Genomic DNA, 21,044 nt, shown 5'->3' on the forward strand with positions numbered 1-21,044 from the left:
GGGCAGGCAGTGCGCGCGTTGGCAATCCGGGAGGCAATCTACCTTCCCCTCGGCGCGATGTTCGCCGCAATCGCATTCGGCTTCACCGTGCCCGGCTACAGCTCGCTCTCGCAGCACCTCAGCGAGATGGGACTGATGCCGGGCCTGCCGGCAAACATGTTGACGGCCTGCATCGCGGTCAATGGCGCGGCCATCATCGTCTTCAGTCTTGCGTTGCTGGGCTGGGGCCGCCGCTTCGCACTCACCGCGCTCACCTCCATGCTGTTCGGCGTGGCCATGCTCAGCAACGGGGTGTTCACCACCGGCAGTCCGCTGCATGGCATGTACTCTATCGGCATCTTTTCCATCCTGACGCCGCTGTTGTTCCTGGTTGAGCTCGGTGCCGATGCCTCCAGGCGCATCGCCTGGGTGGCACGCGCCGCTTCGCTGCTGGGCATGGCCTATCTCTGGTTGATGCTGTCGGGCTTCGATCCGCAGCCCTGGCACGGGCTGACCCAGCGCATCGCGCTGTTGCCGGCATTTGGCTGGTACACGTTCGCCGCACTGGAACTGCGACGGCTGTCCGGCAGCAGCTGATGGTGTGTCTGGTTACACTCAAGGCATGAACCAGATCGACAACTTCCGCGGCGCACTGCTGGGACTGGCCTGCGGCGATGCCGTCGGCACCACGGTGGAATTCAAGCCGCGCGGCAGCTTCACCCCGCTCACCGACATGGTCGGCGGTGGCCCGTTCAATCTGAAGCTGGGGCAGTGGACCGACGACACCTCGATGGCGATGTGCCTGGCCGAAAGCCTGGTGCGTTGCGATGAATTCGATACGCGCGACCAGATGACCCGCTATGCCAACTGGTATCGCAACGGTTACTGGAGCGCGACCGGTGAGTGCTTCGACATCGGCATGGCCACGCGCGCTGCCATCGACCAGTTCCTGCTCAGCGGGCAGCCGCTGTCGGGCAATGAGGACCCGCGCAGTGCCGGCAATGGCTCGATCATGCGCCTGGCGCCGGTGGTGCTGCGCTATGCAGGAACGCCGGAACTGCCGGCAATGGCCGAGCTGAGTTCGCGCACGACCCATGCCGCACGCGAGTGCCTGGATGCATGCCGCTTGCTGGCGGCCGCGATCGAGCGTGCGCTGGACGGGCAGCCGAAGCAGGCCGTGCTGGATCTGCGCGACATCCCGGTGCAGGGCGAACGCCTGCAGCAGATCGCCGCTGGGCAGTATCAGCAGGCAAGCCGAGAGCAGATCCGCGGCAGTGGCTATGTGGTGGACAGCCTGGAGGCGGCGCTCTGGTGCTTCCACCGGCACGACACCTTCGCCGCTGCGGTGCTGGAAGCGGCCAACCTGGGCGACGATGCCGATACCACCGCGGCGGTGCTCGGCCAGTTGGCCGGTGCCTTCCATGGTGCGGCCGGCATCCCCGCGCACTGGCTGCAGGTGCTGGCGATGCGCGCGGAAATCCAGGTGCTGGCCGATGCGCTTTACCAGCGCAACCAGGCCGCGCACGCGTAGCTGCCTGCGGAGGCTTCAGCCTGGCAGCGGGGTCTTCGTTGCAAGCTTCTGCAGGAAGCGCGCGCTGTCGATGATCGCGCGACGGTGCAGGCCTTCACCGATCAATCCGCCTTCGTCCTCGCAGCGCACCTTGAACAGCAGGGTGCGCCCTTCAATGGCGACCAGCTCCACCTGCGCGCTCACCCGCATGCCTTGCGGCGTGGCCGCGACATGGCTGACATCGACGTGCGTACCGACCGTTGCCTGCCCGGCGTCGAGATACGGGGCCAGGGCCTGGATGCAGGTCTGTTCGATGAAGCCGATCATCATCGCCGTGGCGAACACCGGTGGCATGCCGAGGAAGCCGGGCCAGTCCGGCGCCACGTTCGGTACCAGTTGATGCGCCGAGACCACCTGGGACGCCTCGAAGCGCACGCCTGGCTGCAGGGAAACAATCGTCGTCATAGCCGTCCAATCCGCATGTTGATGGGCCAGAAGATCGCTCGGCGCTGCAGCGGGTCGCCCCACTGCGCGGCCAATGCTTCCGTGTAGGCCTGCAGCATCGGTTGCTGTCCGGCTTCGCGCGCGCGTCGCACCGCCGACCAGGTCCCGAAGTAGCCGAGGGTATCGGCGAGGGTCCAGTTGCGTTCGATGGCCAGGGGCGGGTAGTCGAACTCGGCGAAGGGAAACTCCAGTTCCGCATAGCCACTGTCGACCTGGCGGCGTTCGGCCGGCCAGTACGCGCCGAGGTCATCGGCGTAGAAGCGGGCGAAGCGCAGCTGCAGGTCGGGCTCCAACCGGGGCGTGGCGTAGCTGATGAGTGCGACGATCGCCCCTGGAGCCGCCACCTGGCGCACCTGCGCGTAGAACGCCGGCAGGTCGAACCAGTGCGCGGCCTGGGCAACGGTGATGAGGTTGGCGCTGCCGGGTGCCACGGGCAGGTGTTCGGCAGGGGCCTGCTGGTAGCTGACGCCCGCCGCAGGGGCGGCGTTGTGCAGCTGGTCGGCGCTGGAGTCCAGGCCCACGACCGCATCGAAGTGCGGGGCCAGCAGGCGGGTGAGCTGGCCGGTGCCGCAACCTACGTCCACGGCCAGCGCGTGCGTGCTGCAGGCCTGCGCCAGGAAGTCGGCCAGGGCAGGCGGGTAGTCGGGGCGATGTGCGGCGTAGGCGCTGCCGCCTGCGTCGAACCAGTTGGTGGGAGTGGCGGTACTCATCGATGCAGTCCTCGCACTTCGGTCAGGCGCGCGGCGAAGCCTTTGTGTTCCAGTGCCGATGCCGTGGCCTCCAATACGTCCAGCAGGGGATGGCCGATCTCCGCCTCCAGCGTGCCGATCGCCTCGAATACCAGCGACCAGTGCGGCTCCAGCCGGCGCAGCAGTGCGCGACCGTCGGCGGTGAAAGCCAGCGCGCTCTTGCGTGCGTCCTCGGCCATCGGCAGGCGTTCGAGCAGGCCCTGCTGGATCATCAGGCCGACGGTCTGGCTGATCGCACCCTGGGTGAGGCGGCTGGCGTCGGTGATCTCGCCTACGGTGCGGGCGCCACCGGCAATGGCGCGCATCACCGGGGTGTAGCGCGCGCGGTAGTCCAGGCCCATGTCCCGGTAGACCGTTTCGGCCCCCTGGTCTACGAGTTCGGCGGTGTAGCGGAGCAGTTCGCCCAGTCCGGCAGTTCGTTTCATAAGAGGCAATATGCATTAGCGCTAATGCATGTGCAAGCGTCACCAATCTCAAACCGGGACGACATGAGAAGGGGGTATGGTCGAGCTTCGGTATTCGGGAGCAGCAATGGCACGCAGGGACATGCAAGACCGCATGCAGCACGCGGCAGGCCAGCGATGAGCAGATCCACTGCGGATGTGCGCTGGCTGACATTCCGGCTCAAGAACGGTCAGTCGATCGGGCCGGATCAATTGAAGGACGGCTGGGTGATCGCGGCCGAAACGCGCCATTGCGGCGTGCGCCGTGAGAGCATCGAAGGCTCGGGCGTGGTCTACGCCCTGTATGGGCCCTCCGATCTGCCATCACCGCGTCGCGCTGAACTGCGCATGCGCGATTTCCTGATGCGCTCGGGCTACACCTTCACCATGGGCACGCTGGGCGGCTGACGCCGCCCGCTGCATCTGCGCGGCTGCGCTCAGGGGCGCACGGTCAGCACCTGCCCGATGCTGCCGATCGGGCCACGTTCGTCATGCAGCACCGTGCTGGTCAGGCCGATGCCTTCGCTGCCGAACGACACCGAGGTGTCGAAGCCCAGCCAGTCGCCCTGCGGCGTGCCGAACAGGTGCACGGTCAGGTCCAGGTTGGGGAACGCGATGTCCTTTGGATCGGCGCGTACGGCCATGCCGTTGGACAGGTCGAACAGGGTGGCGGCGCGGGCCAGCGGGCTTACCGTCTCGCCGTCCAGCAGCGGCTGCTTCGCGCGTGCCCAGTAGGTCGCACGGCCGGGGCCGTGGTCATCGCGGCGGATCTGCACGTTCTCGATGAAGCCGCCCGGCCACACCGTCGCCGGGTCCCATTCGGGCATCGTGTCGGCAGCTGCGATGCGCGCCAGCGGCGTGCCGGCAATCGCCGCGGTATCGTTCGGGCGCATCAGCCACGCACGCACGCGCAGGGCCGCGCGATCCCGGTGGCTGAGGGTGGCTTCCACCAGTTCGATGGTGCGGCCGCCGCGCAGTATCTGCACGTGTGCGTCCATCGCTTCGATCGGAATGGTGCCGAGGATGTCGTAGGACAGGCGGCCGATCAGGAAGCCGTGCCCTCGCGCCGCGGCGTCGCGTTCCAGGTGGTGGGCCAGCAATCCCATCGCCGGGGCGATGTGCTGCTCGTTGGTGTTCCAGGCGCCGCCCACGTGTGCGGTCGGCAGGTAGCGGGTGTCGCTCAGTCGTTCGAAGAAGGCCATGGGCTCACAGGGCAGTGGAATGAAGTGCGCGACGCGCGCTGCGCCGTGCCTCCATCGTAGCCTCAGTGCGCGGCAGCCGCCTTCAGTGCATCCACAACCTGCGCGCCGGAGAAACCGCAATGGCCTTCGCCGACGGGAGGCAGTACATGCAGTTTCGATGCGCTGCCTGCACGTGCCACCAGCTGCGGATACACCTCCTGCATGCGCGGCACGATGCTCGGATCGTCATGGTTGAACTGGATCACCAGTGGCCGCTGCAACGCGCCGTTGAGTGCCAGGCGGTCGCGCAGGTACGTCTGCCCAGCGGCACTGGCCTGCACGCGTTGCACGCCCGCGTTGAAGGCCGCGTCGTCACCGAAGCCGCTGTAGACGATGCCGATGTTGCCGGCCGGCATGCCACCGGCGCGCTTCGCCAGTTCGTGCAGGACCAATGCGTGCAGGCTGATCGCACCAGCCAGCGCATCGGGTGCGACCTGCAGGCGCGTGGCGAGCTGTGCAGCCTGTGCCGGACGAGTCGCCAGTGCGGCAGCGATGCCCTGGTACAGCGCCATCTGCGGCAGCGCGCCGGCCTCGCTCGACAGCAGGCCGCCGGCCGGCAGGCCCTCGGACTTGGGGAAGAAATAGTCGAAGGCGACCAAAGTGGTCAGCAGCTCCCCAGCCAGCATGTCGCCGGGCAGGTTGGCGCCGCACAGCGAGACGCCACCGGCATAGCCCTGCGGATGGCGCTCCAGGCTGGCCACGGTGACCGCGCCGCCCATCGAGAAGCCGAGCATCCAGGTGCGGCGCACGTGCGTGAGTTCGCCCAGCGCGTGCTGGCGCAGGCGCTCCATGTCGGCCACCGCATCGGCCACCGCCCAGCCCTGGCTGGAGTAGGCACTCTGGGCGACGGCGTAACCGGCATCGAGCAGTGCCTGGGTGCTGTCTGCAGCCGCCATCGGTGTCTCGCGCGGCACGCCCACCGGCTCATAGCCATGGGCCAGCATCACCAGCTCGCCGTTCCACTGCGCGGGAACATCCAGCCGCCAGGGTGCGCCCTGCAGTTCACCGCTGAGCGCGCGCGGCGCTGGCGGTGTGGCCGCGTGCAGTGCGGTAGCGGGACGCAGCAGGCCAATTGCCAACACGAAGGAGAGAAGCGCGCGCATCGAAGTCATTCGTGCACCCCGGGGCCGCCGCACGCCACGCGGTGCATCGGGAAGTCCATGGCCTGCGTGGGGTTGTCACGTGCCACTTCAATACGTGCGTGCAGGTGGTTGTCGTCTAGGCGGCGGTAGTGAATGCGCTGCGGGAAATCATTGGCCGGGTTCTCGAACACCGCCTCGTTGGCGTCGACCCGCGTGGCGCTGAAGTCGGTGGCATTCCGTCCATTGGGCAGGGCGGTGAAGACCAGACGGCCATCATCGTGCTGGCGCAGCGACATGAACTCAAAGCCCACCGTGCGGCCCTCGTGCAGGCTGCGGCTGCTGCCGAACAGGGTGCCGCCAGCCAACGTGGACCATTGTTCGCCGGCGCCGACCGGCTGCCCCTCCAGCTGCCAGCAGCCGGCCAGCCAGGCCAGCTGTTCGATCTTCGCTGTCGGCGCGGTGTGCGCGGTCGCGGCCATCAGCAGTGTCACCAGGGCCAGGGCGATACGGTCGGACATCATTGCCTCCATGCGAGCGCGGATGAGCGCCTGTATAGCGCCGGCCCGCCGCGCAGGCCAGTGCCGCCCACGGCACGGCTGGATTCGATACGATAAGTCGCATCAGCCACCACCCGCTTGACCCGGAGTCCCGTCATGGTCGACCGCCTTGCCATCCTGCTGGAACGTTTCGCGGTCAACGCCTCGGTGTTCCATGCCGGCGCGCTGTGCGGCATCAATAGCCTGCCGGGCGAGGATGAGGCCGGCCAGCTGCACCTGGTGCGGCGCGGGCCGGTGCAGGTCAGCCATGGCCAGCAGACCGTGCAGGTGGATGTGCCCAGCCTGCTGCTGTACCCGCGGCCGATGCCGCACCGGTTCAGTACCGACCCGCAGCACGGTGCCGACATGGCCTGCGCCAACCTGCATTTCGAAGGCGGCCGGCTCAATCCGATCAGCGCGGCGTTGCCCGATTTCATCTGCATGCCGCTGACGGATCTGTATGGCGGCAGCGCCGCGCTGGATCTGCTGTTCGAGGAAGCGTTCGAGCAGCGTTGCGGGCGCACGGTCATGGTCAATCGCCTGTTCGAGGTGGTGATGATCCAGGTGCTGCGGCAGTTGATGGAAGGTGGGCAGATGCGCGGCGGCCTGTTTGCCGGGCTCGGCCACCCGCGCCTGCGCCTGGCACTGGTGGCCATGCATGAGGCGCCGGCGCAGGCCTGGACGCTGGAGGACCTGGCCGAAACCGCCGGCATGTCGCGCAGCGTATTCGCCGCCAGTTTCCGCGAGGCGATGGGGACCACGCCGGGCCAGTACCTGCAGGGCTGGCGTGTCAGCCTGGCCCAGCAGGCGCTGCGCCAGGGGCGGCCGTTGAAGCGGATTGCCGACGACGTCGGCTACGGCAGCGAAGCCGCGCTGTCGCGTGCGTTCAAGGCACACACCGGGCAGTCGCCACGGCAGTGGCGTGAACAGGATCGCGCCAGCGCCGCCTGAGTGGTCAGCCCAGCGCGAGCCGGGCCAGCTTCATGCCGCCAAACAGGCCGGCCAGGCCAAGTGCGACCGAGCCGCCGGCATACAGCGCCGCCAGCCCGTGCTGGCCGCGCTGCAGCAGCAGGCCGATTTCCAGCGAGTAGGTGGAGAAGGTGGTATAGCCGCCGAGGATGCCGGTGGTCAGCAGCAGCCGCAGCTGCGGCGAGGCGCCATTGCGCAGGGCGAAGGCCTCCACCACCACGCCCATCAACAGTGCGCCGCTGATGTTGATGAGGAAGGTCGACCAGGGCCACGGGCTGCCGACGGCGACGCGCGCACCGAGCAGGTTGCAGGCATGGCGCAGGCACGCGCCCGCGCCGCCTCCCAGGAAGACCAGGACATAGTTGTTCAGTGCTTGCATCGTTTGCCTCGAATGCTGGTTAGCAGGATCGACGGCGTATGCAATGGCGGGCACGGCCTGCCATCGACGAACGCCGGGTTCGTCAACAACAGGAGCCATCAGCCATCTCAGGCGGTTATCGGGGGAGCCCCATCCCCATCACGCGCCATGCTACCAGCGCGACGCGGCGCTGGGCATAAATCTGTCAGGGCAGGGCGGTGGCGACCACGCGGGCGACCTTGCTGCGGCTGATGCCTTCGCGCAGCAGATCGTTGGCCATCAATCCCAGCGATGCCTGCCGGCGGAAGCCAACATCAAGCCCGCGCCGGTCGAGGATGTTGGCCACCAGCTCATAGGCGGTTTCCCAGACATCCAGATAGGCCTCGCTGGGCAGGTACATATAGGCGCTGCCGCGTTCGCCGACCGCGCCATCGACCGGACCGAACAGCAGTTCGCGCGGATCCATCTTCACAGCATCGGCGATGCGGAAGAGCTGCTCGGCTTTTACGTGGTCGGCCTTGACGTTGTCGTTGAGCCAGTTGCTGACGGTGGCGGTAGTGCTTTGCGCAGCGCGGGCCAGGTCGGCCGGGCGGGGGTGCCCGGCATCCTTCATGGCGGCGGCGAGTCGTTGTCCAAGAGTATTCATCTATGCAAGCCAGCTTAACGCGTGGATTCAAAAGAATCCTTGCCACCAGAATAAGTCTGATGACGAAAGAGATCGAAAATGGACGAAATCTGGTGCAAGCGTCAGGTGCGCAACCGGCTGGGACTGGAGACCGACGCCGAGCTGGCCAGGCTCTTTGGAATCAGCCGATCCGCTGTCTCGCAATGGCCCCGCGACTTTCCGATTCCGCCGCTGCGGCGCTACATGTTGCAGCAGCGCTATCCGAGTCTGTTTCCTGCGGAAAAGAGCGATCAGGTAGAAACCATCTAAGTAACGACTGATACTGTCGCGGTTAGCGCGGTTATCCCGATTTGTTAAGCGTGCTTATCGCGATAGTTGAATTCGATTGAAACAGGCGCTGCAGGGGCGCGGCGGAATGCGTGTCGGGCGAGGGTGTCGGCTTTGGCGCGACGGCGGGCGGGGCGGCCCAGTTGCTCAGATCATGAACGATTAATAATTTCAATCACAAAAGTCGCACCCTGTAATTGACCTGTCGTGAAAATTATGACTAATTGGCATCAACCGGTTGTGAAGGCCGGGAGTCTTTCAGTACCACGCACGTAGATCGGTTGACCGTCAAAGATGCAGGACAAGTCCAACGGAGGTCGTATGGAATACGGCATGCATGGCTTGGCTGAACGGGTACGCCGCGAACTGGAAGCCAGTTATCACAAACACGGATGCGGTCCGGCGTTCTGGGACACCTACCAGCAGGTGCTTGATCGCCTGGTTCCGCAGGGGACCGAGCGTACCGAAGTCACCAACGATCTGGCGCTCATCATCGAGCAGCTGGGTATCGTGCGCCGGGCCCAGCTGGTGCCGCCGGACGGCAGCAGCCGCCCGCGTTGAATCAGCACAGGCGCCAGGCGCCGCACGCCAGCAGGGCCACCAGCAGGGATGCCAGCACGGTGGTGCGTGTGCGCCACCAGCGCGGCGCCTGCCCGGCCATCACCTGCGGGCTGCAGTAACGCACCAGTCCCGGGCCGAATCCGGCGCGGTGCTGCTGCTGCGCGCAGGCTTCCAGGCAGGCACCGCAGGCAAGGCAATCGGCCTGGGGCCCATGGCGGATGTCCAGCTGCATCGGGCAGGCCGTCACGCAGGCCGCGCAGTCGGTGCAATCCCCCAGCCGGTCCGCACTGAAGGTGGGCATCGGCCCCGCCAGCAGCGGATGGGCGGCACGGAACACGTAGTCCTGCGCGGTGACCGGATCGAGCAGGCCACGGCCGCGCGCCTGCACGCCGCCCAGTGCGGCAGGTCGTGCGCCACGGGGTTCGCCACGGCGCGCGTCGTACAGCATGCGCGGGGTATGAGGATCGGTCAGCAGCGGCTGCAGGCGCGCGAACGGGCACAGCGAACGGCACACCTGTTCGCGCAGGAAGCCGGCATTGCCGTAGGTGGCCCCGGCATAGAACAGCACCCAGAACACTTTCCATCCGCTCCAGCCGCTTGCGGCGGGCAGACCGAGCAGGCCGTGGATGGGGCTGAACAGGCCGACGAAGGTGATGCCGGTCCACAGCGAGAGCAGCACCCAGCACAGTCGGGTCGCGACCGTGGCCGCGCGCGGGGGCAGCCCTTGCGCCAGCACGCGGGCGATGCCGTCGAAGGCGCGCATCCACAGGGTCTGCGGACAGGCGTGGCCGCACCAGACCCGGCCGGCGAGGTGGGTCAGCAGGGCCAGGCCCACGGCGAGCACCGCCAGCAGGCCCAGCAGCATGCCGATGTCATCTGGCCACAGCGTCCAGCCGAACAGATCGAAGCGGCGTGCGGCGAGGTCGAGCAGCAGCGCCTGGCGTCCATCCCAGCGCAGCCAGGGCAGCACGTAGAACAGCGCCAGCAGCGTGGCACTGAGGGCGCCACGCCAGCGCCAGGGGCGCGGCAGGGAGGGCAGGGCGCAGCTCATCCCAGTGGCAGCTCATCGTCGTCGCCATCGCCGATCGGGCGCAGCAGGTAGCCGGTTACTGCACTGGACAGCGCAGTGACCGCCCAGAACATGAAGAAGCCCGCGGTGTAGCCCAGTTCACGGCTGATTGTGCTGCCCGGGAAGCTGATGGCCTGCAGCCGCAGGGGATCGACGAAGGCGAAGAACACCACGCAGGCCAGGCCGGCGGCGATGAAACTGGGCCAGAGGACCGCGCCCCAGTGCTGGATCCGCCGCTGGCGGCGGCCGGAAGACGATGTGTTCATGCTGTCCCAGGTCTGAGGAAGAGGGCGGCGCGTATACTTCGCGGTGGTCGGCGCAGCATCCGCAGGGCATGCGTCCTGCAAGCGCGTCAGCCTAGGCGGGCCTGTCCGCGCCGACATTGATCTGGATCAACAGCGGCAGCCGCCGCCTTCGGCACACTGCCGATCCGTACTGGGTAACCCGATGAACGCACCATCCCCGACCGAACTTCCCGTCGCCTCGCTGGCGCTGTGCAGCGAAGAGGAAGTGACCCGCCTGGTCCACGATTTCTATGCGCGGGTGCGCGAGGAGGAGCGGCTGGGGCCGGTGTTCAACGGGCATGTCCATGACTGGCCCTCGCACCTGGACCAGCTGGTCGATTTCTGGTCGGCCATGCTGCGCGGTACCCGCCGCTTCAGTGGTTCGCCGATGTCCAAGCACATGGCCATCGACCTGGACAAGGATCTGTTCGACCGCTGGCTGGTGCTGTTCCACAGGACCACGGCCGAGTGCGGCAACCCGCCGATGCAGGCGCTGGCCGACGACGTGGCCAAGCGCATCGCCGAGACCTTCTGGCGCCGCTACCAGATGCTGCGCTGGCCGCAGGTGGGCCTGCCGGTGCTGGGTGCTCGCGGCCAGGATTGATCAAGGTCAAGGCGGGGACGCCGCGCCGGCGCGATGCTGGCGCCATGGACACGTTCTCTCCCGCTGCTGGTGGCCTGGCCTGGACCTTCGACCCTGATCTGCTGCGCCGGCATGACCGGCCCGGGCCGCGCTACACCTCCTATCCGACCGCGCCGCATTTCCACGATGGCTTCGACGCGCCGGCCCTGCGCCAGGCGATCGCCGACAGCAACCAGACGGCGCGCGCGCTGTCGCTGTACGTGCACGTGCCGTTCTGCTCCAGCCCATGCTTCTACTGCGGCTGCAACCGGGTGATCACCCGCGATCGCGGCCGTGGCCACAGCTACGTTGCGCGGGTGCTGGCCGAGGCGGACCTGCTGGCACCGCAGTTCGATGACGGGCGCGAAGTAATCCAGCTGCACCTGGGTGGCGGCACGCCCAATTTCCTCGATGCCGAGGCCATGACCACGCTGGTGGAAGGGCTGCGTCGCCGTTTCGATTTCAGTGACTCGTCACAGCGCGATTTCTCCATCGAGCTGGATCCGCGTTTCATCGATGCCGGTGACGTGGCGATGCTGGCGCGCCTGGGCTTCAATCGCGCCAGCCTCGGCGTGCAGGATTTCGACCCGCAGGTTCAGGAATCGATCAACCGCGTGCAGGGCGTGCGGCAGACGCTGGACATCCTGCGGGCCTGCCGTGACAGCGGCATGCGCTCGGTCAACGTCGACCTGATCTACGGCCTGCCCGGGCAGAGCCTGGAGGGCTTCGGGCGCACCCTGGAGCTGGTGCTGGCGCTGCGCCCGGATCGCCTGGCGGTGTATGGCTACGCGCATCTGCCGCACCTGTTCCGCGCACAGCGGCAGATCGACGAGAGCCGGCTGCCTTCACCGGAAGACAAGCTGGCTCTGCTTGGGCTGGCGGTCGAACGCCTCTCTGCAGCGGGCTACCAGTACATCGGCATGGACCATTTCGCGCTGCCCGAGGAGGATCTGTCGCGCGCGCAGCGTGCCGGCCAGCTGCACCGCAACTTCATGGGCTACACCACCCACGCCGACACCGACCTGCTGGGCCTGGGGGTCAGTGCGATCAGCCACGTGGGCGCGACCTACAGTCAGAACCCGCGCGATCTTCCGTCATGGGAGGCCGCGGTGGACCAGGGCCAGCTGCCGGTCTGGCGCGGCGTCGCGCTCAGCGAGGATGACCAGCTGCGCGCCGAGCTGATCCAGCAGCTGATGTGCCAGGGCGAGGTGGATGGGCATGCCCTGGGCCAGCGCCATGGGGTGCGCTTCGAGGAGTACTTCGCGCAGGATCTGCAGGCCGTGCAGCGGCTGCAGCGTGATGGCCTGGCCGAGTACCGCGATGGGGTGGTGCGCGCCAGTGAGCCGGGGCGGCCGCTGCTGCGGCTGCTGGCGATGTGCTTCGATCCGTATCTGCGCGTTGCGCAGGAACAACCGCGGTATTCGCGGGCGATCTGAGGCCTGTTGCGCGCATGGTGCCCGGAGCCGGAATCGAACCGGCATGGGGTTGCCCCCGGCGGATTTTAAGTCCGATGCGTCTACCAGTTTCGCCATCCGGGCCTGCAGCGCGCGCCGATTGTAACGGAATCGCTGCCCGCGCCGGCGGATAACGCGGCTTTTACGCAGCCGGTTGCGGCGCTGGTTACAGTCCGCCCACTCTCCCGGGAATGGCGACATGCACGGACGTGGCAGGCAGTGGATGCAGTGTGGGCTGGTGCTGGCCATGTGGCTGGCCGCAGGGGCCGTGTCGGCGCAGCCGGCACCACCGCCCGCCGGGCCGGACGCGGTGGTCGATCTGGACACCGTGCAGGTCACCGGTGAACAGCCGGGTCCCGGCCTGTGGAAAGTGACCGGCCCGCAGGGCCATGTGCTGTGGATCCTCGGTACGGTATCGCCGCTGCCGGCGCGGGTGGAATGGCGGTCGGACGAAGTCGAACGCACCATCGCCGGTGTCGATCATGTGCTGGGCGACCCGGGCTTTGGATTGGACGCGAAGATCGGGTTCTTCAAGGGGCTGACCCTGCTGCCGCTGGCGAAGAAGACCGCGCGTGATCCGCAGGGGCGCACGCTGGACCAGCTGCTGCCCGCACCAACCTATGCGCGCTGGCTGGGCCTGAAGCAGGCCTACCTCGGCAACGACCGCAGCGTGGAAAAGGAGCGCCCGCTGGTGGCCTCCGGCCGGTTGTACCAGGCCTTCCTCAAGCGCAATGGCCTGCGCGACAGCAAGCAGGTCAAGGACGCACTGAAGCGCGTCTACAAGGCGCACGATCTGCAGCCGGAAGACGTGCAGGTGAAGCTGAAGATCGATGACATGCGTGGCGCACTGAAGGAACTGCAGGCCTCGGAAGTGGATGACCGCGCCTGCTTCGAGCGCACGCTCGACACGGTGGAGTTCCAGGCGCCGGTGCTGCGCGAGCGCGCCAATGCGTGGGCGCTGGGCGATGTTGCCGCGTTGAAGCGTCTTTCCTCCTCGACGATGGCGCAGAGCTGCAGGGAAATGCTGCAGGACTCGGAGTTCGTGCGCCGCCGCGGCTGGAGCAACCTGCCGCAGCAGGTACGCGCGCGCTGGTTGCAGGCAGCCGATGCCGCGCTGGCCAAACATGCCGGCACGTTTGCGACGGTGCCGGTCAGCCAGCTGCTGGGCGAAGGCTATCTGGAAGAACTGACGCAGCGCGGCTACGTGATCGAGGCGCCACCGGAATAGCAAACGCTTGAAGTCCCCGTGCTTCCTGTCATATTTCCCCGTATCAGGGGAAGGGGAGTGGTGGAGATGGCGTTGCATGCGTTTGCCTATGTCAGTACGGCCAGGGAAGGGCTGGACGTGCCCGATCTCGATGCGCTGCTGGCCGACGCGACCACCTTCAACCGCATGGCCGGCGTCACCGGTGTACTGATGTTCGATGGCAGCCGCTTCCTGCAGTACATCGAAGGGCCGCGCGATGGCGTGGCATCGGTGCATGCGCGCATCCTCAATGCACGCCGCCACGGCAGCGTCAGCGAACTGGCCGCGGGCGCCCTGCAGTCGCGCTGGTTCCCGCGCTGGACCATGGCCAACCGCATGATCGATGCGGCCACGCTGGACCGCATCGTGGCCGCGCCGTGGCCGGGCTTCGACAACGCGCTGCCCTCAAGCAACCACGGTTTTGCATTGCTGCTGGAGGCCTGGACCGGCGGCCACGGTGAACTGGAACCGGCCGCGGTCAGCCTGGGCTCCTGAGCCCGGCGTGGCCTGTCGCCGCCGGGGCGGTTAACCTTGCGGGCATGCTTGCCTTCACCGCGGACACCCGGATGACCCAGACCCTGTCGCTGCCCACGGGGCATCGCCCATGAGCGCGCCCATCGGCGCCGCGCAGCAACCGCTGCCGGCCGTGATCGGGCTGGGCTACGTCGGCCTGCCGCTGGCGGTGGCGTTCGGCCGTCACGTTCCCACGCTGGGTTACGACATCGACGCGGCACGTATCGCCGAACTGGGCAGCGGCCAGGACCACACCCTGGAGATGGAGCCGGAGGAGCTGGCCGCGGCCGTGCAGCTGCGCTACAGCAGCGACCCTGCGCAGCTGGATGCCTGCAACGTCTACATCGTCACCGTGCCCACGCCGATCGATGCCTACGAGCAGCCGGACCTTGAGCCGCTGCGCTCGGCCACGCGTCTGGTGGCCAGCCATCTGCGCGCCGGCGACCTGGTCATCTACGAGTCCACGGTCTACCCGGGCACCACTGAAGAAGTCTGCGTGCCGCTGCTGGAAGAGGGCTCGGGACTGCGCTTCAACGAGGATTTCTACTGCGGCTACAGCCCCGAACGGGTCAGTCCGGGGGATCGCCAGCGGCGCCTGGCCGACATCCGCAAGATCACCTCCGGGTCGACCCCGGCGGTCGCGGCGGTGGTCGACGGCCTGTACCAGCGCATCATCGCCGCGGGCACCTTCCCGGCGCCGTCGATGCGCGTGGCCGAAGCGGCCAAGGTGGTGGAGAACATCCAGCGTGACGTCAACATCGCGCTGGTCAACGAGCTGGCGCTGATCTTCGACCGGCTCGGCATCGACACCCAGGAGGTGCTGGACGCTGCGGGCAGCAAATGGAATTTCCTGCCGTTCCGGCCCGGCCTGGTCGGCGGCCATTGCATCGGCGTGGATCCCTATTACCTGCTGCACAAGTCCGAGAGCGTGGGCTTCCACCCGGACCTGATCCACACCGCGCGGCAGGTCAACAACCGTGTTGGCGAACACGTCGCCACGCGCGTGCTGGCGATGCTGGCCGAGCGCGGTCGTGCGGCTGCGCAGTCGCGCATCCTGGTGCTGGGCGTGACGTTCAAGGAGGACTGCCCCGACCTGCGCAACAGCCGCGCGCTGGAACTGGCACAGCGCCTGCAGTCGGCCGGCGCACAGGTGCAGGTGAGCGACCCGTGGGTGGGGCCGGCGGCCCTCGCTGATGCCAGCGTGCACTGGGTGGCCGAGCCGCAGGCCGGGCACTACGACGCGGTGGTGCTGGCAGTCGCCCATGCCAGCTTCAAGGCGCTGGATGAAGACCGCATCCGTGCCCTGCTGGCGCCGGGCGGGCTGGTCTACGACGTGAAGTCGGCCTGGCCGCGCAGCGTGGTCGACGACCGCCTGTAGACACCCGCACGGTAGACTGTGGCGGTTGCAACCGAGGAACGCCATGCACCGGTATATCGTCTACCTGCTCGCCATCCTGCTGTTTCCCCTGTGCCTGTGGTTGGCCACGATCTGGCCGGCCTGGTACTGGGGCGTCGGCCTGACCGCCGCGATGGTGGCACTGGGCACCTGGGACCTGCTGCAGAAGCGCAGCACCCTGCGCCGCAACTATCCGGTGATGGCGCACTTCCGCTACGGGCTGGAATCCATCGGCCCGGAAATCCGCCAGTACTTCGTGCAGAGCGACCTGGAGGATGTGCCGTTCTCGCGCCAGCAGCGTGCGCTGATCTACCAGCGCGCCAAGAACGAGATGGACACGGTGCCCTTCGGCACCCTGCGCAGCACCTACGCGGTGGACTACGAGTGGATCAACCACTCGCTGGCACCGACCACCATCGCCGCGCATGATTTCCGCGTGCTGATCGGCCCTACCTGCGCCAAGCCCTATTCGGCCAGCGTGTTCAACATCTCGGCGATGAGCTTCGGTTCGCTGTCGGCCAACGCGATCCGCGCACTGAACGACGGCGCGCGTCGCGGCGGCTTCTACCACGACACCGGCGAGGGCTCGATTTCGCCGTATCACCGCGAGATGGGCGGTGACCTGGTCTGGGAAATCGGCTCGGGCTACTTCGGCTGCCGTGACGAGAAGGGTGGTTTCAGCGAGGAGCGCTTCATCGCCAATGCCACCCACGATCAGGTCAAGATGATCGAGATCAAGCTGTCACAGGGGGCCAAGCCGGGACACGGTGGCGTGCTGCCGGCGCCGAAGGTGACTGCCGAGATCTCCGCCACCCGCGGCGTGCCGATGGGCGTGGACTGCGTGTCGCCCTCGCGCCATTCGGCGTTCTCCACGCCGGTGGAACTGCTGCAGTTCGTCGCCCGCCTGCGGGAGCTGTCCGGTGGCAAGCCGGTGGGCTTCAAGCTGGCCATCGGCCACCCGTGGGAATGGTTCGGCATTGCCAAGGCCATGCAGGAAACCGGCCTGCTGCCCGATTTCATCGTGGTCGATGGCGCCGAAGGTGGCACCGGCGCGGCGCCGGCCGAGTTCGTCGACCATGTGGGCGTGCCGATGCACGAGGCGCTGCTGCTGGTGCACAACACCCTGGTCGGCCTGGACCTGCGCGAGCGCATCCGTATCGGTGCAGCTGGCAAGATCACCAGCGCCTTCGAGATCGCCCGCACCATCGCGCTCGGCGCGGACTGGTGCAACGCCGGCCGCGGCTTCATGTTCGCGCTCGGCTGCATCCAGTCGCTGAGCTGCCATACCGACAAGTGCCCGACCGGCATTGCCACCCAGAACCCGGCGCGCTGGAAGCATCTGGACGCACCGGACAAGGCCACGCGCGTGCACAGCTACCACGAGCACACCCTGCATGCGCTGAAGGAACTGCTGTGCGCGGCCGGTCTCAATGACCCGGCCGAGCTGGGGCCCGAGCACATCCTGCGTCGTGTTTCGCCGGTCGAGATCCGTTCGCTGGCCTCGCTGTACCGCTACCTCGAACCGGGCGAGCTGCTGCACAAGGTGCCGGACCACGCAGTGTTCCACTCGTTCTGGGCCGAAGCCCGCAGCGATTCGTTCCAGCCGCCGCCGCGCATCCAGGCGTTGCGCGCGAGCAAATCGCGGTAACCCTGTTGTAGAGTCGAGCCACGCTCGACTGCTTTTCGATCTACAAGAGCAGTCGAGCAAGCTCGACTCTACGGGGAGGCATCATGCAGTTCAGGACCGGCACGACCGATGACGTGGCCACGCTGTGGGCCCTGCGAACGCGCTGCGTACGCGAAACCTGCAGCAGCCATTACCCGCCCGAGGTGATCGCGCCGTGGTCGGCCTCGCCGCCACCGGCACAGTACGAACGCCTCTTGGCGCAGGGCGGTTGCGTGGTGGCCGAGGACGGGCAGGGCACCCTGCTGGGCTTTGGTGTGTTCGATGCCGCCGGCAACGAGGTCGATGCGCTGTTCGTCGATCCTGACAAGGGCGGGCAGGGCATCGGCCAGGCCCTGATGCAGCGCCTGCTGGCACTGGCCGATCCGGCGCGTGAGGTGGTGTTGTCGGCCTCGCTCAATGCCGTGCCGTTCTACCAGCGGCAGGGTTTCATCGCAGGAGCGGAGGAGGCCTACCCGCACCCCAGTGGCGTGGCCCTGGCCTCGGTGCGCATGCACCGCAATTTGTAGAGCCGAGCCATGCAGTCGAGCATGGCTCGACTCTACAGAAGCAGAGCAGTCGAGCATGGCTCGACTCTACAGAAGCGGAGCAGCCGAGCATGGGCTCGGCTCTACAACACTGCGGTCAGCGCTCCGCCAGCCACGCGATGACACCCTCGGCCGCGCGCAATCCGCTCGCATAGCACGCGGTCAGCAGGTAGCCGCCGGTCGGCGCTTCCCAGTCCAGCATCTCGCCGGCGCAGAACACGCCGGGCAGGGCGCGCACCATCAGGCCGTCATCCAGCGCCTGCAGGCGCACGCCACCGGCGGTGCTGATCACTTCGGCCATCGGCCGCGGGCGCAGCAGGCGCAGCGGCAGGCGCTTGAGCGTCGCGACCACGGCAGTCAGGTCGTTGCCGGCGTCCTTGCCCAGGATCTCGAACACCAGCGCGGTCTTCACCGTGTCCAATCCCGCCTGGCGGCGCAGGTGTTCGCCAAAGCTGCGGCCCTTGCGCGGGCGCGACAGGTCGGCGAGCAGGCGCGCTTCATCGCGGCCCGGCACCAGGTCCAGCCACAGGGGGGCGTGGCCATCGCGGTTGAGGGTCTCGCGCAGATCGGCGGCCAGCGCGTAGACCAGGCTGCCTTCGATGCCGTACTCGCTGGCCACGCATTCGCCCTGCAGCGAGTGCGGCTGGCCGTGCAGGTCGATCCAGTGCGCGATCACTGGCTTCAGTGGTGCGCCGGCATTGCGCTGTGCGAAGAACGGCGTCCAGTCCACGTCGAAGCCGCAGTTGGCTGATTGCAGCGGGGCGATGTCCACGCCGCGCGCCTGTAGCGGCGCGACCCAGGCGCCATCGCTGCCCAGCTGCGGCCAGCTGCCGCCGCCCAGGGCCAGCACGGTGGCATCCGCCTGCACTTCGACTGGGCCGTCTTCGGTGCTGAAGCACAGCGCGCCGTTCTCGGTCCATCCGGTCCAGCGATGGTTGGCATGCAGGCGCACGCCCTGTTCCTTCAGCCGGCGCACCCAGCCACGCAGCAGCGGCGCGGCCTTGCGGTCGACCGGAAACACGCGGCCGGAGCTGCCCACATAGGTCTCCACGCCGAAGCCGGCGGCCCAGTCGCGCAGCGCCTGGGCGTCGAAGCCATCCAGCCACTGGCCGACGGCATCGGCCTGTTCGCGGTAGCGGCTGTCGAACAGCGGGCGCGGGTCGGAATGGGTCAGGTTGAGCCCACCCTTGCCGGCGATCAGGAACTTGCGGCCGGGCGAGCCCTTGGCCTCGTACAGGTCCACGTCCAGACCGGCCGCGCGCAGGCGCTCGGCGGCGAACAGGCCGGCCGGTCCGCCGCCGATGACGGCGACCCGGCGCGGTGCAGCGGCATTACGGTTTGACATCGAGCAGCTCGACATCGAACACCAGCGAGGAACCGGCCGGGATCGGGCCGATGCCGCGGTCGCCATAGCCATAGGCCGGCGGGATCATCAGGGTGCGCTTGCCGCCCACCTTCATGCCGGCCACGCCCTCATCCCAGCCACGGATGACCTGGCCGGCGCCGAGCGTGAAGGTGAAGGGTTCGCCGCGGCCGACCGAGCTGTCGAAGGTCTTGCCGTGCTTGCTTTCGGTGCGCTGGTCGTAGATCCAGCCGGTGTAGTGCACGGAGACCTTCTGGCCGGGGACGGCTTCGGCGCCGGTGCCGACCTGGGTGTCGATGCGCTCGAAGGTGGTCAGGGTGCCACCCGGGGGCGGGCCGGCCGGTTCGCGGGCACAGCCGGCGGCGACAAGGGACAGCAGCAGGGGTAGCAGCAGGCGGCGCATCGGGCGTCTCCGGGATGGGTGGTGTCGGGGGCGGCAAGGGTAGCGCATCGGTGCCGGGTATCATGGTCGCATGGCCAAACTCCTGCTCAATCTCCGCAATGTCGGTGACGACGAATACGCCGATGTCTGCACGCTGCTGGACCAGCACGGCATCGCCTGGTACCGCACCGAACCCAGCCCGTGGGGCATTTCCAACGGCGGCCTGTGGCTGAGCGAGGATGCCGACCAGCCGCGGGCGAAGGCGCTGATGGCCGAGTACCAGGCGGCGCGCGGGGTGCGCGTGCGTGCCGAGCGCGAGCAGGCGCTGCGCGAGGGCACGGCCGAGACGTTCGGCAGCCTGCTGCGGCGGCGGCCGGTGTTCGTGGTGCTGGTGCTGCTGGGGATGGTGGTGGCGGCGGCGCTGGTGCTGCTGCCGTTCGTGCTGTTGCGGGGCTGAGCCCCGCGGTAGTGCCGGCCGCTGGCCGGCAAGGTCAAGGGCAACGGCAACGTCAAAAGCCCGGTTTCAGTGGGAGGGCGGGGCGGTGTGGGCAGGCGGGGGACGGCAAAAGCTGCTCCTGCGTGCCTCGTAGAGCGCCATCCATGGCGCTCTGCGCCCCCGCCTGCCCACACCGCCCCGCCCCTGACAGATTCCGGCGCTGCCGAGCTCGGGGTCGGATCCCTCCGCTGCGCGGAGGGCTCTGACCCCCGAATCTGCCTGTTCGGGCGCGAGGCGCTAAAATGGCGGGATGATCGCCAATACCGCCGCCTACCACTTCGCCGTCATCGACGCCCCCCAGGTCCTGTGCGACCAGCTGCTGGCGCGTGCCGAGGCCGCGGAGCTGCGTGGAACGATCCTGGTGGCGGGCGAGGGCCTGAACCTGTTCCTGGCCGGTGCACCGGAGGCGATCGAGGGCTTCTACGCCGCCCTGCATGCCGATGCGCGGTTTGCCGACATGCGGGTCAAGACCAGCTTCAGCGAGCACCAGCCGTTCGCGCGCCTGAAGGCCAAGGTCAAGGACGAGATCATCAGCTTCCGCCGCGATGACGGCCAGCCGCTGGAGTACCCGCGCGCGCCGGCCGTGGACCCGGCCACCGTGCAGCGCTGGTTGCGCCAGGGCCACGACGATGCCGGCAAGCCGGTGGTGATGCTCGACACGCGCAACCTGCAGGAAGTGGAGTACGGCACGTTCAAGGACGCGCTGGTGCTGCCCATCCACAAGTTCACCGACCTGCCCGAGGCCCTGGCGCCGCACCGCGAGGCGCTGAAGGACAGCACCGTGGTCAGCTTCTGCACCGGTGGCATCCGCTGCGAGAAGGCGGCGCTGTGGATGGTCAACGACGGCATGGACAACGTGCTGCAGCTCGACGGCGGCATCCTCGGTTACTTCGAGGAAGTGGGCGGCGAGGGCTACGAAGGCCGCTGTTTCGTGTTCGATGAGCGCGTGGCGCTGGATGCGGCGCTGCAGCCAATGGTCGACGAACCGCTGGCCGAGCCGCGCCCCAGCGCGTTCTGACTACGGCTTGGTAGAGCCGGCCCCCGGCGCGCGGGCGGGCTGTGGTGTCTTCGCGCCCCCCCGCCCCGGGAACCCGGGCCCCGGGGCCGCGGTGGGCCCCCCCCCC

27 protein-coding genes, 1 tRNA gene and 1 riboswitch are annotated in these 21,044 nt (G+C 67.9%); of the genes, 15 read left to right on the plus strand and 13 right to left on the minus strand.

Features of this window, described 5'->3' with window-relative positions; genetic code table 11:
• Positions 1 to 9: 9 nt before the first annotated feature.
• Positions 10 to 576, plus strand: a complete 567-nt coding sequence (locus ACVOK1_RS07510; protein WP_481561626.1) for a DUF998 domain-containing protein — start codon at positions 10 to 12, stop codon at positions 574 to 576.
• 25 nt (positions 577 to 601) lie between these two features.
• Positions 602 to 1,510: an ADP-ribosylglycohydrolase family protein gene (locus ACVOK1_RS07515; protein ID WP_481561627.1), complete on the plus strand. Its 909-nt coding sequence runs from the start codon at positions 602 to 604 to the stop codon at positions 1,508 to 1,510.
• A gap of 15 nt (positions 1,511 to 1,525) precedes the next feature.
• Here the strand turns inward: ACVOK1_RS07515 and ACVOK1_RS07520 are convergent, their stop codons facing one another.
• From ACVOK1_RS07520 to ACVOK1_RS07530, 3 genes are read right to left on the minus strand one after another with little or no spacing between them, the layout of a single operon-like run.
• Entirely contained in the window at positions 1,526 to 1,954 is a 429-nt protein-coding gene (locus ACVOK1_RS07520; protein ID WP_481561628.1) for a thioesterase family protein, read from the minus strand.
• Positions 1,951 to 2,703: a class I SAM-dependent methyltransferase gene (locus ACVOK1_RS07525; protein WP_481561629.1), complete on the minus strand. Its 753-nt coding sequence runs from the start codon at positions 2,701 to 2,703 to the stop codon at positions 1,951 to 1,953. Before ACVOK1_RS07525 ends, ACVOK1_RS07520 begins: the two co-directional genes overlap by 4 nt.
• The gene (locus ACVOK1_RS07530) at positions 2,700 to 3,167 is read right to left on the minus strand and encodes a MarR family winged helix-turn-helix transcriptional regulator (protein ID WP_481561630.1); all 468 of its coding nucleotides are present in this window, start codon (positions 3,165 to 3,167) and stop codon (positions 2,700 to 2,702) included. Before ACVOK1_RS07530 ends, ACVOK1_RS07525 begins: the two co-directional genes overlap by 4 nt.
• Before the next feature lie 156 nt (positions 3,168 to 3,323).
• Here ACVOK1_RS07530 and ACVOK1_RS07535 point away from each other — a divergent pair, with 156 nt between their 5' ends.
• Positions 3,324 to 3,593 (plus strand): hypothetical protein, encoded by a 270-nt coding sequence (locus tag ACVOK1_RS07535; protein WP_108768429.1) that lies wholly within the window; start codon positions 3,324 to 3,326, stop codon positions 3,591 to 3,593.
• Positions 3,594 to 3,622: 29 nt separating this feature from the next.
• On the opposite strand, the gene ACVOK1_RS07540 is transcribed toward ACVOK1_RS07535, so the two are convergent.
• From ACVOK1_RS07540 to ACVOK1_RS07550, 3 genes are all read right to left on the minus strand, one after another.
• The gene (locus tag ACVOK1_RS07540) at positions 3,623 to 4,387 is read right to left on the minus strand and encodes a thioesterase family protein (RefSeq protein ID WP_481561631.1); all 765 of its coding nucleotides are present in this window, start codon (positions 4,385 to 4,387) and stop codon (positions 3,623 to 3,625) included.
• Between the two features lie 62 nt (positions 4,388 to 4,449).
• Entirely contained in the window at positions 4,450 to 5,529 is a 1,080-nt protein-coding gene (locus ACVOK1_RS07545; RefSeq protein WP_481561632.1) for an alpha/beta hydrolase, read from the minus strand.
• 5 nt (positions 5,530 to 5,534) lie between these two features.
• Positions 5,535 to 6,026, minus strand: a complete 492-nt coding sequence (locus ACVOK1_RS07550; RefSeq protein WP_481561633.1) for a DUF6265 family protein — start codon at positions 6,024 to 6,026, stop codon at positions 5,535 to 5,537.
• A gap of 135 nt (positions 6,027 to 6,161) precedes the next feature.
• On the opposite strand from ACVOK1_RS07550, the gene ACVOK1_RS07555 reads away from it, so the two are divergent.
• On the plus strand, positions 6,162 to 6,995 hold the full coding sequence (locus ACVOK1_RS07555; protein ID WP_108768433.1) for an AraC family transcriptional regulator: 834 nt from the start codon (positions 6,162 to 6,164) through the stop codon (positions 6,993 to 6,995).
• 4 nt (positions 6,996 to 6,999) lie between these two features.
• On the opposite strand, the gene crcB is transcribed toward ACVOK1_RS07555, so the two are convergent.
• Both crcB and ACVOK1_RS07565 read right to left on the minus strand, forming a co-directional pair.
• A complete protein-coding gene (gene crcB, locus ACVOK1_RS07560; protein WP_116862948.1) occupies positions 7,000 to 7,392 on the minus strand; it encodes a fluoride efflux transporter CrcB in 393 nt (130 codons plus the stop codon).
• Between the two features lie 82 nt (positions 7,393 to 7,474).
• Positions 7,475 to 7,538: riboswitch (Fluoride riboswitch) on the minus strand.
• A gap of 38 nt (positions 7,539 to 7,576) precedes the next feature.
• Positions 7,577 to 8,017: a helix-turn-helix domain-containing protein gene (locus ACVOK1_RS07565; RefSeq protein WP_234456129.1), complete on the minus strand. Its 441-nt coding sequence runs from the start codon at positions 8,015 to 8,017 to the stop codon at positions 7,577 to 7,579.
• A gap of 78 nt (positions 8,018 to 8,095) precedes the next feature.
• Here ACVOK1_RS07565 and ACVOK1_RS07570 point away from each other — a divergent pair, with 78 nt between their 5' ends.
• Positions 8,096 to 8,305, plus strand: a complete 210-nt coding sequence (locus ACVOK1_RS07570) for a helix-turn-helix domain-containing protein (protein ID WP_481561634.1) — start codon at positions 8,096 to 8,098, stop codon at positions 8,303 to 8,305.
• 339 nt (positions 8,306 to 8,644) lie between these two features.
• Complete coding sequence (locus tag ACVOK1_RS07575) at positions 8,645 to 8,884, plus strand: hypothetical protein (protein ID WP_116862951.1); 240 nt, start codon at positions 8,645 to 8,647, stop codon at positions 8,882 to 8,884.
• Between the two features lies 1 nt (position 8,885).
• Here ACVOK1_RS07575 and ACVOK1_RS07580 read toward each other — a convergent pair whose 3' ends face one another.
• Both ACVOK1_RS07580 and ACVOK1_RS07585 read right to left on the minus strand, forming a co-directional pair.
• On the minus strand, positions 8,886 to 9,935 hold the full coding sequence (locus ACVOK1_RS07580; protein ID WP_481561635.1) for a 4Fe-4S dicluster domain-containing protein: 1,050 nt from the start codon (positions 9,933 to 9,935) through the stop codon (positions 8,886 to 8,888).
• Entirely contained in the window at positions 9,932 to 10,219 is a 288-nt protein-coding gene (locus ACVOK1_RS07585; RefSeq protein ID WP_481561636.1) for a hypothetical protein, read from the minus strand. The genes ACVOK1_RS07580 and ACVOK1_RS07585 overlap by 4 nt, the downstream gene beginning before the upstream one ends.
• A gap of 181 nt (positions 10,220 to 10,400) precedes the next feature.
• Between ACVOK1_RS07585 and ACVOK1_RS07590 the strand changes: the two genes are divergently transcribed.
• Both ACVOK1_RS07590 and hemN read left to right on the plus strand, forming a co-directional pair.
• Positions 10,401 to 10,841: a group III truncated hemoglobin gene (locus ACVOK1_RS07590; protein ID WP_481561637.1), complete on the plus strand. Its 441-nt coding sequence runs from the start codon at positions 10,401 to 10,403 to the stop codon at positions 10,839 to 10,841.
• Positions 10,842 to 10,885: 44 nt separating this feature from the next.
• Positions 10,886 to 12,295: an oxygen-independent coproporphyrinogen III oxidase gene (gene hemN, locus ACVOK1_RS07595; protein ID WP_406232068.1), complete on the plus strand. Its 1,410-nt coding sequence runs from the start codon at positions 10,886 to 10,888 to the stop codon at positions 12,293 to 12,295.
• A 15-nt stretch (positions 12,296 to 12,310) separates the two neighbouring features.
• Here hemN and ACVOK1_RS07600 read toward each other — a convergent pair.
• Positions 12,311 to 12,397: transfer RNA gene (locus ACVOK1_RS07600), tRNA-Leu, on the minus strand.
• 115 nt (positions 12,398 to 12,512) lie between these two features.
• Here ACVOK1_RS07600 and ACVOK1_RS07605 point away from each other — a divergent pair.
• From ACVOK1_RS07605 to ACVOK1_RS07625, 5 genes are all read left to right on the plus strand, one after another.
• Positions 12,513 to 13,541, plus strand: a complete 1,029-nt coding sequence (locus tag ACVOK1_RS07605) for a TraB/GumN family protein (RefSeq protein ID WP_481561638.1) — start codon at positions 12,513 to 12,515, stop codon at positions 13,539 to 13,541.
• A 66-nt stretch (positions 13,542 to 13,607) separates the two neighbouring features.
• Entirely contained in the window at positions 13,608 to 14,054 is a 447-nt protein-coding gene (locus ACVOK1_RS07610) for a BLUF domain-containing protein (RefSeq protein WP_481561639.1), read from the plus strand.
• 109 nt (positions 14,055 to 14,163) lie between these two features.
• Positions 14,164 to 15,450 (plus strand): nucleotide sugar dehydrogenase, encoded by a 1,287-nt coding sequence (locus ACVOK1_RS07615; protein ID WP_481561640.1) that lies wholly within the window; start codon positions 14,164 to 14,166, stop codon positions 15,448 to 15,450.
• A gap of 43 nt (positions 15,451 to 15,493) precedes the next feature.
• The gene (locus ACVOK1_RS07620) at positions 15,494 to 17,116 is read left to right on the plus strand and encodes an FMN-binding glutamate synthase family protein (protein WP_108768446.1); all 1,623 of its coding nucleotides are present in this window, start codon (positions 15,494 to 15,496) and stop codon (positions 17,114 to 17,116) included.
• Positions 17,117 to 17,199: 83 nt separating this feature from the next.
• Positions 17,200 to 17,661: a GNAT family N-acetyltransferase gene (locus ACVOK1_RS07625; RefSeq protein WP_481561641.1), complete on the plus strand. Its 462-nt coding sequence runs from the start codon at positions 17,200 to 17,202 to the stop codon at positions 17,659 to 17,661.
• A 115-nt stretch (positions 17,662 to 17,776) separates the two neighbouring features.
• On the opposite strand, the gene ACVOK1_RS07630 is transcribed toward ACVOK1_RS07625, so the two are convergent.
• Complete coding sequence (locus ACVOK1_RS07630; protein WP_481561642.1) at positions 17,777 to 19,024, minus strand: TIGR03862 family flavoprotein; 1,248 nt, start codon at positions 19,022 to 19,024, stop codon at positions 17,777 to 17,779.
• Positions 19,011 to 19,445, minus strand: coding sequence for an FKBP-type peptidyl-prolyl cis-trans isomerase (locus tag ACVOK1_RS07635; protein WP_108768449.1), 435 nt, complete (start codon positions 19,443 to 19,445; stop codon positions 19,011 to 19,013). Before ACVOK1_RS07635 ends, ACVOK1_RS07630 begins: the two co-directional genes overlap by 14 nt.
• Before the next feature lie 70 nt (positions 19,446 to 19,515).
• On the opposite strand from ACVOK1_RS07635, the gene ACVOK1_RS07640 reads away from it, so the two are divergent.
• Positions 19,516 to 19,881 carry a DUF6164 family protein gene (locus ACVOK1_RS07640; RefSeq protein WP_108768450.1) on the plus strand — a complete coding sequence of 122 codons (366 nt, stop codon included), beginning with the start codon at positions 19,516 to 19,518 and terminating at the stop codon, positions 19,879 to 19,881.
• Between the two features lie 289 nt (positions 19,882 to 20,170).
• Positions 20,171 to 20,938, plus strand: coding sequence for a sulfurtransferase (locus ACVOK1_RS07645; RefSeq protein WP_481561643.1), 768 nt, complete (start codon positions 20,171 to 20,173; stop codon positions 20,936 to 20,938).
• Positions 20,939 to 21,044 lie beyond the last annotated feature (106 nt).

It is taken from the genome of Stenotrophomonas sp. STEN087 (assembly GCF_056759115.1).